The organism is Bradyrhizobium sp. 1(2017) (assembly GCF_011602485.2).
Lineage (GTDB): Bacteria > Pseudomonadota > Alphaproteobacteria > Rhizobiales > Xanthobacteraceae > Bradyrhizobium.
This window is the reverse complement of the sequence record NZ_CP050022.2, coordinates 7384420-7396265: the sequence shown is the minus strand read 5'-3', so window position 1 is coordinate 7396265 and position 11846 is coordinate 7384420. Positions and strand designations below refer to the sequence as shown.

Annotated in this window: 10 protein-coding genes; 5 read left to right on the top strand and 5 right to left on the bottom strand. The window is 64.7% G+C overall.

The window, feature by feature from the left end:
• Position 1 precedes the first annotated feature (1 nt).
• From HAP40_RS35045 to HAP40_RS35035, 3 genes are all read right to left on the bottom strand, one after another.
• Entirely contained in the window at positions 2–841 is an 840-nt protein-coding gene (locus HAP40_RS35045) for an ABC transporter permease (RefSeq protein WP_166812697.1), read from the bottom strand.
• Positions 838–1809: an ABC transporter permease gene (locus HAP40_RS35040; RefSeq protein ID WP_166812699.1), complete on the bottom strand. Its 972-nt coding sequence runs from the start codon at positions 1807–1809 to the stop codon at positions 838–840. The genes HAP40_RS35045 and HAP40_RS35040 overlap by 4 nt, the downstream gene beginning before the upstream one ends.
• Positions 1810–2072: 263 nt before the next feature.
• On the bottom strand, positions 2073–3623 hold the full coding sequence (locus tag HAP40_RS35035) for an ABC transporter substrate-binding protein (protein ID WP_166812701.1): 1551 nt from the start codon (positions 3621–3623) through the stop codon (positions 2073–2075).
• 216 nt (positions 3624–3839) lie between these two features.
• Between HAP40_RS35035 and HAP40_RS35030 the strand changes: the two genes are divergently transcribed.
• The 3 genes from HAP40_RS35030 to HAP40_RS35020 all read left to right on the top strand — a co-directional run bounded on the left by HAP40_RS35030 (position 3840) and on the right by HAP40_RS35020 (position 7051).
• Entirely contained in the window at positions 3840–4463 is a 624-nt protein-coding gene (locus HAP40_RS35030) for a TetR/AcrR family transcriptional regulator (protein ID WP_166812703.1), read from the top strand.
• A gap of 315 nt (positions 4464–4778) precedes the next feature.
• On the top strand, positions 4779–5711 hold the full coding sequence (locus HAP40_RS35025; protein WP_166812705.1) for a helix-turn-helix domain-containing protein: 933 nt from the start codon (positions 4779–4781) through the stop codon (positions 5709–5711).
• Positions 5712–5806: 95 nt separating this feature from the next.
• On the top strand, positions 5807–7051 hold the full coding sequence (locus tag HAP40_RS35020; protein ID WP_166812707.1) for an acyl-CoA dehydrogenase family protein: 1245 nt from the start codon (positions 5807–5809) through the stop codon (positions 7049–7051).
• 74 nt (positions 7052–7125) lie between these two features.
• On the opposite strand, the gene HAP40_RS35015 is transcribed toward HAP40_RS35020, so the two are convergent.
• A complete protein-coding gene (locus HAP40_RS35015) occupies positions 7126–8688 on the bottom strand; it encodes a winged helix-turn-helix domain-containing tetratricopeptide repeat protein (protein ID WP_166812709.1) in 1563 nt (520 codons plus the stop codon).
• Positions 8689–8821: 133 nt separating this feature from the next.
• Here HAP40_RS35015 and mddA point away from each other — a divergent pair, with 133 nt between their 5' ends.
• Together mddA and HAP40_RS35005 are read left to right on the top strand one after the other, a co-directional pair.
• A complete protein-coding gene (gene mddA / locus HAP40_RS35010) occupies positions 8822–9610 on the top strand; it encodes a methanethiol S-methyltransferase (protein WP_166812711.1) in 789 nt (262 codons plus the stop codon).
• Between the two features lie 87 nt (positions 9611–9697).
• Positions 9698–10120, top strand: coding sequence for a GFA family protein (locus tag HAP40_RS35005; protein ID WP_166812713.1), 423 nt, complete (start codon positions 9698–9700; stop codon positions 10118–10120).
• A gap of 32 nt (positions 10121–10152) precedes the next feature.
• Here the strand turns inward: HAP40_RS35005 and HAP40_RS35000 are convergent, their stop codons facing one another.
• Positions 10153–11712 (bottom strand): winged helix-turn-helix domain-containing protein, encoded by a 1560-nt coding sequence (locus HAP40_RS35000; RefSeq protein WP_166812715.1) that lies wholly within the window; start codon positions 11710–11712, stop codon positions 10153–10155.
• Positions 11713–11846 lie beyond the last annotated feature (134 nt).

The window sequence follows — 11846 nt, the reverse complement described above, 5'->3', positions numbered from 1 at the left end:
GTCAGCGTCCCTCCCGCGACAGGCGCGGATTGAGCGCGTCGTTGAGGCCTTCGCCGATCAGATTGAGGCCCAGCACCGAGATCAGGATGGCGACGCCCGGAAACACCGTGATCCACCAGGCCTGGCGGATCACGGTGCGGCCGGCACCGACCATGTAGCCCCAGGAGATCAGATTGGGATCGCCGAGGCCAAGGAACGACAGCGAGGATTCCAGCAGGATCGCGGTCGCCACCATCAGCGAGGCCAGCACGATCACCGGCGACAGTGCGTTCGGCAGGATCTCGCGCAGGATGATCCAGGTGTTGCTCTGGCCGGTGACCACGGCGGCCTGGACGTATTCGCGTGTGCGCAGCGACAGCACCTCGCCGCGCACGAGGCGGGCGACCGGCGGCCAGCTCACCACGGCGATCGAGGCCACGATCGAATAGATCGAGGGTTGCAGGATCGCGACCAGCACGATCGCGAGCGCGAAGCTCGGAATGGTCTGGAAGAACTCGGTGAAGCGCATCAGGGCGTCGTCGACCCTGCCCCCGAAATAGCCGGCCATCGCGCCGATCGGCACGCCCACGACCAGCGCCACCAGGGTCGAGACGAGGCCAACCAGCAGCGACACGCGCGCGCCGAAAATCATGCCGGCGAACACGTCGCGGCCGAGCGCGTCGGTGCCGAGCGGCACGGTCGAGAGCGTGAACGGCGGCAGGAACGGCCGCTGCACCATGCGCCAGGGCGAATTCGGGAACAGCATCGGCCCGAACAGTGCGATCGAGATCGCGAGGATCAGGATGACGAGCCCGATGACGCCGCTCGGGCTCTTCAGCATCGATTTCCAGAACTGTTTCATGATGCAAATTCGATGCGCGGATCGACCAGCCGGTAGACCAGGTCGGTGATGAGATTGAAGATCAGCACCATGGCGGAGCAGATCACGAAGACGCCGAGCAGCAGATTGTAGTCGCGCTGGAGCAGGGCGTCGTACATCAGGCGGCCGATGCCGGGCCAGGCGAACACGGTCTCGGTGATGACGGCGCCGCCGATCAGCGTGCCGGAGTGCACACCGGCGAGCGTCACCACCGGCAGCAGCGCATTGCGCAGCACGTGGCGGCGCTGGATCACGGCATCCGAGAGGCCCTTGGCACGCGCCGTCTTGACGAAGTCGAGCCGTTTCACCTCCAGCATCGAGGCGCGCGTCATGCGGGTATAGGTCGCCATGAAGAACAGCCCGAGCGTCATCGCCGGCATGATCAGGTGTTTTGCGACGTCGACCGCGTGGGCAACGCCGGTGAGATTGGCGCCGACCGTCTCGTAGCCGAAGCTCGGCAGCCAATCCATGGTGACCGAGAACAGCAGGATGCCCATCAGCGCCACCCAGAAGATCGGCATGGCATAGAAGATCAGCGCGAACACGGTGATGGCGGTGTCGAGGAAGGTTCCGGCAAAGCGCGCGGCGAAGCTGCCGAAGAGAATGCCGAGCATGAGCGAGATCGCGAATGCCGTCAGCGTCAGCAGCAGCGTTGCCGGCAGCCGTTCGCCGATCAGCTTTGCGACCGGCGCCTGCTGGCGGAAGGAGAAGCCGAGGTCGAGGGTCACGACGCCCTTGACGTAGATGAAGAGCTGCTCCGGCAGCGGCTTGTCGAGGCCGAACTTTTCCCGGAGCTGCCTGACGAAGACCTGGTCACTGGCTCCGGCCTCGCCTGCCATCACGACCGCGGGGTCGCCTGGTGCAAGCCGGATCAGGAAGAAATTGAGGACGACGATCGCGAGCAGGACGATCACGCCCTTCACGACACGCTGAGCGACGAAGGAGAGCATATCTATGACGCAGTGAGGTTGAGGTGCGTGTCACCGCGATCACGGTGCACTCCCTCTCCCGCTAACGGGAGAGGGCAGGGGAGGGGGTGTTTCCGCGGAGAACGTCCCCGCGTGGAGAGAACCCGCCGCGGTTGGGACGGTGCTTCGCATCGCCCGGCGCACGTCAACCTCCCCCGCAAGCGGGAGAGGTGCACCTTTTCCGTGGCTCGAACAGCGATCATTCGAAGAAAGCTACGCACGAAAGATCCGACGCGAAGCGCCCCTCACTTGTCGAGCCATGCATCCTTGAAGCCGTCATTGACCCCGATGCCCGTGGTGATCAGGTTCTTGACCTTGCAGCGGGTGATGGTCGGGAATTGCAGCTCGAGCATCCAGGCCACCGGCACGTCCTCGACCAGGATCTTCTGCGCCTTCTCGTAGATTTCCTTGCGCTTGGAGTCCGGGGTGGCAACCGCGCCGTCGGCAAAGAGCTTGTCGATCTCGGGGTTGGAGTAACCCTCGACATTATTGAACACCTGGCCCTTGGCGATATTGCTGGAGATGTAGTTGCGGCCGACGCCGAGCGCGGGATCGCCATACTGGTAGAGATAGGTGAAGGCGATATCGTAGTCCCAGTCGCCGATCTTCTGATTGCCGCCGGCAACGTCGGTGGCGATGGTCTCGATGTTCATGCCGACATCCTGAAGGTTCTGCTTCACGGCTTCACCCCAGCGCTGCCAGGTCTCGCCATAGGCGAGCGGCAGCAGGCGGATCTTCTCGCCCTTGTAGCCGGCTTCCTTCAGCAGCGCCTTGGCCTTGGCCGGATCGTACGGATACTTCTTCACGTCGTCGGTGTAGTATTTGATGGCCGAGGACGAAGGGCCGGTCGCAACCTTGCCGAGTCCGTTCCAGATCACGTCCTTGGCGAAGTCGCGGTCGATCGCGTACATGATCGCCTGACGCACCCGCTTGTCGGCGAGCGGACCTTGGCGGTTGTTCAGCCACAGCCAGGCCAGCGGCGAGAAGAACTCCCATCCGGCGCCGGTGACGCAGGTGTCCTTCAGCTTGGACAGTCGCGGCACGTCGAAGTTCTCGACCGAGCCGCCGGGCAGCACGTCGACCTTGCCGGTTTCGTACGCCACCGAGCGCGCGGCGGCGTCGGGAATAATCTGCCAGTAGATCTCGTCGATATAGGGCTTGCCCTTTTCGTAATAGTTCGGGTTCTTGACCAGGCGGATGAACGAGCCCTTCTGCCATTCCTTGAACATGAAGGGGCCGGTGCCCACAGGTGCATTGTTGTAAGGGTTGGTCTTGAAGTCGGTACCCTCATACAGATGCTTTGGTACGATCGGCATCGAGCCGACCTCGAAGATTCCGAGGAACGGGCCGAACGGCTGCTTCAGCGTGAACACCACCGTGTAGTCGTCCGGCGCCTCGACCTTGTCGACCTGTGCCAGGTTGGTGCGGGCGCGGGCGTGGGTCTGCTTCAGCATCTCCATCGAGAACAGCACGTCCGCGGCGGTGAAGGGCTTGCCGTCGTGCCAGGTCACGCCCTTCCTGAGCTTGAAGGTGTAGGTCTTGGCATCCTCGCTGACGCTCCAGCTCTCGGCGAGCTCCGGTTGCGGCTCGAGCTTGGGGCTGTAGCGCAGCAGCCCCTCGAAGATGTTGCCCGACACCATCTGGGTCGGACCGTTCTGGACCATGGCAAGCATCAGGCCGGGCGGCTCGGGCTGGATCACTGCATTGATCACGCCCCCCGTTTTCGGCTCTTGCGCCAGGGCCGGGGCCGTGAGGCCGCAAGCCAGGAGGAGACCAAGCAACACTCGTTTCGGCATGTCGTGTCTTTCTCAAGCGAGGCCAGCCGTGAACGCTTCGCAACGTCCTCGCGCGCAAAGCGACGGCCAACCCATCCCAGTCCCCATCCGACATCGAGGCTCACACAGTCCCGTTCGACGCTGCAAGATGAAAGTCTCGACAGGGTTCGCACAAAAAATGTACACCGCGTCCTGTTTTCACTTGCTTCATTGTCTTGCCATGGAGACAAGTCGGCCATGGACAATGCCACTCGCTCGGAACGGTCCCGCAACGCCGCGCTCGATGCGGCGCTGGTCATCATCGCGCGCGACGGGCCGGGCCGGTTGACGCTCGATGCCATTGCGCGGGAGAGCGGCCTCAGCAAGGGCGGCGTGATACATCAGTTCCGCACCAAGGAGGCGGTTCTGAAGGCACTGCTCGAGCGGCAGATGGTGCGTTTCGAGGAGTTCTCGACGCCGTATCGTGCGAAGGCGCAAGCCGAGTCCGAAAATCCCGAGCTTGCCACCGAGATCGCGACGGTGAGGGAAGCCGCCAATGCGCCGAATTCGGCCGCGCTCGCGCTGCTGGCGGCGATGGTCGAGAACCCGGACCTGATGGCGCTGCCGCGCGACAGCGACCTCAAGACCATCGCGGCGATCAAGGCCGAGGCCGCGGACCCGGATCTTGCGATGCTGCGCTGGGCCGCGGCGCGAGGGTTGATGCTGGGCGCATTGTTCGGCATGTCACCGCTGCCAAGGCCCGAACGCGATCGCCTGTTCGCGCGCCTGCTCGACGACACCCAGTGGAATGCGCTGGAAAAGCCGGCCAAGCCGCGCGCGGGTGCTGCGCCGAAGGGCACGGCGGCGCGCAAGCGCGCCTGATTTCCCGTTAACGAATCCGCCGCCGACTGCCCAAAACCGCGCCTGCGGCCAAATGCGCCAGGTCGCCATTCTCCGCTCGCGCAGGTGCCGGCGCCGAAGCAGGATCAGGCCAAAGCCAGGTAGCGGATCGCTCCTCTAACCACTCGCGTGGTTTTGGGTGCACCGACGGCGGCGCTTGCGATGACGACGTGATGGCCGTCGCATGTTGCGCGCCTTCGAGATTTGACCGGTTGTTTGCCAAAAGCTATCCTTCCGTCGCGTCTGGTCGTCCAATCCGAATTTGCACGTGCGAATTCCTCATTCCGGGGCGCACCTATGGAATGGTTAGCCAAGCCCTCTCGCGCCGATCAGCCCTTCGGCAGTTGGGCCGACGATCTCGCTGCGGCCTTTGTTCGGCTCGAGCCGCGTAAAATCGCCGACCGTCCCTTTGAAGGTTCGATCGCGCGTACTGACGCCGCGCCGGTCCGGATTTCGCTGGTGAAAGCCACGGCGCACTGCGTTCTTCGGCTGCAGCCCCATATTGCGCGAAGCACGGACGATCTCTGCTTCGTCAATCTCCAGCTCGAGGGCCTGGGCCGCACGACGCAGCGGGGACACGAGCAGGTCTGTGCGCCCGGCGACCTCGCGGTCGCCGATACGACCGAGCCGTTCGAGATTGCCAACGGCCGCGACTTCCGCCTGTTTTGCTTTGCCGTGCCGCGGCGGCGCCTGCCAAAGAGCTTTGCGGATTCTCCGCGGCTTGCGTTGTCGAGGACGGCAAATGGCCGCGCGTTGTCGCGAACGCTCGCAGGCTATGCCGAGCTTTGCCTGGCCGCACCCGCGGTGGCGGCAAGTAGCGGCACGCATGTGGTCGAGCTGATCGCGCATGCACCGGAGATGCTGGGTGAAATGCCGGTTGCGCGCGTGAATGCGCCCGTGCTGCTGTCAATGATGCTCGATCATATCGACCGCCACAGCGACGATCCCGGTCTCGATGCCGAATTGCTTGCCCGGAAGTTTCGCTGCTCGGAGCGCTATGTGCACCGGCTGTTCGTCGCGACCGGCCGCTCCGTCGGCGAGCATGTCAGCGATCGTCGGATCCTGATCTGCGCCCGCGACCTGCTCGACGCGCAGCATCGTCACAAGACCATCTCTGCGATCGCGTATGAGGCCGGCTTTTCCGACATCTCGCACTTCAACCGCCTCTTCAAGCGCAGCCACGGCCTCGCTCCGCGCGAATTTCGCCGGACGATGGGTAAGGGCGAGTAGTTCACCTCCAGCCAAGAATTCGGTCGCTGCCGGCCAAGATTTTCCGCCCTCGCTCGGCTCACCCTGGTGACCTGCCGGAGCGACGGAGATGTTCGATGGCGATTGATTTCACGCTTTCACCTGCGCAGCGCGCGTTGCAGCTTCAATCGCGAAAATTTGCGGCGGAGGTCTTGACCGGCGCCGGCAAGGCCGAGTTGCTGGCGACGCCGGAAGAGCGATTTCTCGCGACGAAGCCGACCTATGAGGCGATGGTCGCTGCCGGTTATCTGCGCAAATGCATTCCGGCGCCCGCGGGCGGCGACAATGCCGGACTTGTCGACATGGCGATCCTGGCGGAAGAATTCTACGCCGTGAATCCGAGTGTGACGCTGACCATGCTCGGCACAGTGCTCGGTCTGCTGCCGATTCTGCTTGGTGGTACGGCGGAGCAATGCGCCCGCCTGCTTGCACCGTTCCTGAAGACGAGCGGCGCTCCGCTTGCGGGCTTCTGCTCCTCGGAGCCCGGCGGCAGCGCCAATGCTGCCGCACCTCCGCCAGGCGAGGGCGTGCGCACCACCGCTCGACGCGACTCCGCCAATTGGATCATCGACGGTCGCAAGAAATGGGTGTCGTCCGCCACCGGGTGGGACCGCAACGGCGCCGACGTGCTGTGCGTGGTGTGCCGGACCAATCCCGCCGCGCCACCGGAGCAGGGTGTCTCCATCATTGCGGTCGAAGGCCCGGTGCCCGGCATCGTGTTCGAACGCGCCATCGATTCGATCGGCCACCGCGCTCATCTCGTGCCGGAATTCAGCCTGCAGGCCGTCACCGCGCCGCACGGCAATCTGCTCGGGCAGGAGGGGGGCGGCTTGATGCTGGCGTCTGCCGCCTTCACCGGCACGGCGGCGCTGGTCGGCATCTTCGGCGTCGCCCTGATGCGGGCCGCCTTCGACTTCGCGCTGCATTTTGCCCGCACCGAGAAACGGGGCGGGGTACAGGCGATCATCGAGCATCAGGCGGTCGGCTATGCACTCGCCGACGCGAAGATCACTATCGAGGCCGCGCGCTACCTGAGCTGGCGAGCCTGCCATGCGCTCGATGCGCAATTGCCCGGTGCCGACGAGCTCGCGGTCCAGGCCAAGATCTTCGGCTCCGAAGCCGCTGTGCGGGTCATCACCGACCTGATGCGCGTGGTCGGCATCGACAGCTATGATCACGCGGCGCCGTTCGGCCGCTTGTTGCAGGACGCGTTGGCGTTGCCGATCTTCGACGGTGGCAATATGGGCATCCGCCGGCGTCAGCTCCACGCGATGCTGATGCGGTCCGATTACGATCCGCTGACCGCGTGCGGAGGAGCCTGAGACGACGCGTCGTATCTGCATCCGCCTTCTGCGCGTGCGATGGCCCTCGCCCTGTTTGCGGGAGAAGGAGTTCTCTACCTCAATCCCGCCCGCCGGAATCCCTCCAGATAGTGCTCGCGGTCGGCGTCATTGGCCCACGGTAATTGCGTCGCGATCCAGTGGAGCGAGATGCCGGGCTGGGTGCGGCGGAGCTCACCCAGCGCCATCTCGGCCAGCGTCCCGTCGCCGGTCATGCCGGCGGCGACCGCGAGAACGCGATAGGCGCCGGTGAGGTCGCCGCGGTGGCGGATCGCCTCGCGCGCGAGCGCGATCGCCTCGTCATAGTGCCGCTCGGTGAAGCGCGCATAGCCGGCGATGCCGTGATAGATCGCCAGCGAGGGATCGCGCGGCGAGAGCCGGATCGCCCGCTGCGCCGCCTCGAACGAGTCCTTCGCGCGTCCGGCATAGGACAGCGCCAGTGCGTAATAGCCCTGCGCCAGGGAAAAGTTCGGGTTGAGCGCCAGTGCCTGCTCGAACTCGGACAGTGCGTCGGCCAGCCTGCGTGTCGAGAAGCAGACGCTGCCGAGCGCGGCATGCGCCCAGGCATCCTCGTGGTCGCAGCGCACCGCCGCGAGCGCGGCGGCTTCCGCGGCCGGCGCCACCGCGGCAAGCTCGGACCAGCCGAGATGCACGCCGAACATGTGATTCGCTGCCAGGACCGACAGCGCCTGACCATAATTCGGATCGATCCCGATCGCGCGCTCCAGCAGCGCCCTGGCCGCCTCGTGATCCTGCCGCGTCACGCGCCAGTAATGCGACAGCGCCCGCATCAGCAGGTCCCATGCATCGAGGCTCGCGGGCGGCTTGCGCTTCGCGCGGAAATTCTCCGCTGCATGGATCTGCGGCTCGATTGCCGCGGCGATCGCGTTGGTGATCTCGTCCTGCAGGGCGAACACGTCGACGAGCTCTCGATCGTAGCGTTCGGCCCAGAGATGGCTGCCGGACGCCGCGTCGTTGAGCTGTGCGGTGATGCGCACCCGGTTGTCCGTCTTGCGTACGCTGCCTTCGACGACGTAGCGGACGCCGAGCTCCTCGGCGATCTGCCTGATGTGGACCGCGCGTCCCTTGTAGGTGAAGGACGAGTTGCGGGCGATCACCATGAACCAGCGCTGTTTCGACAGCGCGGTGAGGATGTCCTCGCTGATGCCGTCGCCGAAATAGTCCTGCTCGGGATCGCCGCTCATGTTCTCGAAGGCGAGCACCGCGATGGCCGGGCGGTCCGCCACCGTGCGCGGCCGGGCAGGGGCGGTTTCAGCGCGTACAGGGGAAGCTGCCAGGCTCTCCCGGCTTTCTTCCCGGACGTCGCCGACGAAACGAAAGCCCTTGCGCGGAATGGTCTTGATCAGCCGCTGGGTCGCGCCGTCGTCACCGATCGCCTTGCGGGCGGCGTTGATCCGGCTGTTCAGGGCGGAGTCTGAGACGATTCGATCGCTCCAGATCTGGCTGATCAGGTCATCCTTGCTGACCACTCGGGCGCGCTGCGCGACCAGATAGAGCAGAAGATCGAACACTTGCGGCTGCAGGGGCACGGCTGCGCCGTCGCAGGTGAGCTCCCGCAGGTCCCCGTCCAGCACGTTGTTTTCAAAGAGAAATCGCACGTTGTCGTCGTCTCAAGCAAAAATCAAAGGCGTCTCAGGCGAAAATAAACTGTCCGCGAAAGTCTTCTGCCCGTCGGAGGTGCAGGGTGCACTTACCAAGAAGTGTCGATGTTTTGGCACAACGGAGCTTTTTATGTCCCAGATTGAGCACCAGGTTCATTCCATCGCCCCGGAGATTACGGGCTCTCGCATTTTCAAGTTCATCGCCTTTCTGTACGGAATTGCGGCATATCTCGTGTTTTTCGTCACCATTCTCTACGCCATCGGCTTCGTCATGGGGATCGTGGTCCCGAAGACCATCGACACTGGAACCGCGACGCCGCCGTTTGAGGCCGTCATCATCAATCTGCTCCTGATGGCGCTGTTCGCGATCCAGCATAGCGTGATGGCGCGTCAGGGCTTCAAGACCTGGTGGACGCAGTTCGTCCCCAAGCCCGTCGAGCGCAGCACCTACGTGCTACTGGCGAGCCTGTCATTGCTCCTCCTGTTCTGGCAGTGGCGTCCGCTGCCGGCGGTCGTATGGGAGGTCCAAAATCCGGATCTCGCCGTGACGGTGGTCACGCTGTCCTTTGCGGGCTGGGTGCTGGTGTTCACCTCGACCTACATGATCAATCATTTCGAGCTGTTCGGCCTGCACCAGGTGACCAATCACCTGGTCGGCAAGGAAGCGGAAGCGCCGCGCTTCAAGACGCCGCTGCTCTACAAATTCGTTCGCCATCCGATCTATCTCGGTTTCATCATGGCGTTCTGGGCGGCACCGGTCATGACCGCGGGGCACCTGCTCTTCGCCGCCGTGACCACGCTCTACATCTTCGTCGGCATCGCGCTGGAGGAACGCGATCTCGTCGCTCTCTTCGGCGACGAGTACCGGCAATACAAGCAGCGGGTGTCGATGCTTATTCCCTGGCGCAAAGCAGCATAGCCTTCGCCTTGCCCCGCGCGTCCACCGAAAGGAGGGCGCGCGGGCACCCGCCGTCCGATATCGATCCTGCATCAACGGAAAAAGCCAATGAAACATGTCGGAAACTGCTTCTGTGGCGCGGTCACGGTCGAGGTCACGGGCGCGCCGGAGGCGATGGGCTACTGCCATTGCCGCTCCTGCCGGTCGTGGTCGGGCGGGCCGGTGAACGCCTTCAGCCTGTGGAAGCCGGTAGCCGTGCGCATCACCGAAGGCGCCCAGAACGTCGAGACCTTCGCCAAGACGCCGCTCAGCCAGCGCAAATTCTGCAAGACGTGCGGCGGCCATCTCATGACCAACCATCCGCCGTTCGGTCTGGTGGACGTCTTCGCCGCCACCATCCCCACGCTCGCGTTTTCGCCCGGCGTTCACGTCAACTACGCCGAGACGGTGCTGCCGATGCGCGACGGCCTGCCCAAGCTGAAGGATTTTCCCGCCGAGCTCGGCGGCAGCGGCGAGATGATGCAGGAGTAGGGCTCACTTACCCTCCAGGAGGGCAAGCCGAGCTATTTCATCCCCGCGCGCCGCAATCCCTCGAGATAGTGCGCGCGGTCCTGCTCTCGCAGCATCGGCAGTTCGCGCGTGATCCAGGCGAGCGAGATGCCGGGCTGGGCACGACGCAGGCCTTCCAGGGCGGACGCCGCGAGAGCCGAGTTTCCGGACATGCCGGCGGCGGCCGTCAGCACACGATGCGCTCCGACGAAATCGCCGCGTTGCCGCAGCGACTCGCGCGCCATCTGCATGGCGCCTTCGTAGTCGCGGCCGACGAATCGGGCATAGGCCGCAACCCCGCAATAGATCGCCGCGAGCGGATCGCGCGGGCTCAGCCGCAACGCATGGCGCGCGGCGGCATCGCCATCCTGCCATCGTCCCGCATAGCACAGCGTCACGCCGTAGAAGGCATGCGCCATCGCGAAATTCGGATTGAGGCTCAAGGCCAGCTCGAACTCCGCCAGCGCATCGTCGAAGCGGCGACGGAACAGATAGGTATAGGCGAGGCCGTGATGGGCCCAGGCGTCCTCGCGATCGGCTTCCACGGCGGCCAGTGCGGCGCGTTCGGCGATCGGCACGGTCGTGGGCATGTCGGCCCAGCCCATATGCGCGCCGAAGATATGGCTGGTTGCGAGCAGGCCGAGCGCCTTGCCGTAGGCGGGATCGATCGCAACGGCCTTTTCCAGCAGCCCTTGCGCGGCGGCATTGTCCTCGCGCGTACTGCGCCAGTGATGCGACAAGGCGCGCATCACGAGGTCCCAGGCGTCCAGGCTGCCCGGCGGCTTGCGCTGGGCGCGAAAACTTTCGGCGGCATAGAGCTGCGGCTCGATCGCGGCCACGATCGCCTCGGTGATCTCGTCCTGCACGGCGAAGATGTCGGCGAGGTCGCGGTCGTAGCGCTCGGCCCAGAGATGGCTGCCGGTGGAGACGTCGTTGAGCTGGGCCGAGATGCGCAGCCGCTCGCCGCTGCGCCGCACGCTGCCTTCGACCACGTAGCGTACGCCGAGCTCACGGGCGACCTCGTGGAGGTGCACGGCGCGGCCTTTGTAGACGAAGGAGGAGTTGCGCGCGACGACGAAAAACCAGCGCAGCTTCGACAGCGCGGTGATGATGTCCTCGCTGATGCCGTCCGAGAAATAATCCTGCTCGCGGTCGCCGCTCATGTTGGTGAAGGGCAGCACGGCGATCGCGGGCCGGTCGGGCAGGGCGAGTGCGGCCTGCGACACCTGCGCCGCGGGGCCGGGTTCGGGCGTCGCTGCACCGCGCTTCGCCTCGACGTCGCCGACGAAGCGAAAACCCTTGCGCGCGATGGTTCGGATCAGCGCCTGATTCGCGCCATTGTCGCCGACCGCCTTGCGCGCCGCGTTGATCCGGCTGGTCAGCGTGGATTCGGACACGCTGCGGCCGTGCCAGATCTTGTCGATCAGCTCGTCCTTGCTGACCACCCGGTCGCGATTCTCCATGAGATGCACGACCAGGTCGAAAACCTGCGGTTCCACGGCAATGGGAACCTGTTCGCGGCTCAGCTCGCGCCGGTCGGTGTCGAGAAGGTGGTCCCGGAACAGAAACTGCACGTCGAAAACTCTGGGCTCACGAGTATGTCTGGCAATGAAAAAATCAAAATGGACTTCGACTTGAAGTCTGTGAGTCCGTCGAACGGTCGATCCGGTTCACCACAATCGCGTGATGGCAGTCATGCGGTTTTCGG

What these genes read in the sequence shown, in the direction of transcription:
- HAP40_RS35045 (WP_166812697.1), bottom strand. Translation starts at nt 841, where the DNA reads ATGAAACAGTTCTGGAAATCGATGCTGAAGAGCCCGAGCGGCGTCATC.
- HAP40_RS35040 (WP_166812699.1), bottom strand. Translation starts at nt 1,809, where the DNA reads ATGCTCTCCTTCGTCGCTCAGCGTGTCGTGAAGGGCGTGATCGTCCTG.
- HAP40_RS35035 (WP_166812701.1), bottom strand. Translation starts at nt 3,623, where the DNA reads ATGCCGAAACGAGTGTTGCTTGGTCTCCTCCTGGCTTGCGGCCTCACG.
- HAP40_RS35030 (WP_166812703.1), top strand. Translation starts at nt 3,840, where the DNA reads ATGGACAATGCCACTCGCTCGGAACGGTCCCGCAACGCCGCGCTCGAT.
- HAP40_RS35025 (WP_166812705.1), top strand. Translation starts at nt 4,779, where the DNA reads ATGGAATGGTTAGCCAAGCCCTCTCGCGCCGATCAGCCCTTCGGCAGT.
- HAP40_RS35020 (WP_166812707.1), top strand. Translation starts at nt 5,807, where the DNA reads ATGGCGATTGATTTCACGCTTTCACCTGCGCAGCGCGCGTTGCAGCTT.
- mddA (WP_166812711.1), top strand. Translation starts at nt 8,822, where the DNA reads ATGTCCCAGATTGAGCACCAGGTTCATTCCATCGCCCCGGAGATTACG.
- HAP40_RS35005 (WP_166812713.1), top strand. Translation starts at nt 9,698, where the DNA reads ATGAAACATGTCGGAAACTGCTTCTGTGGCGCGGTCACGGTCGAGGTC.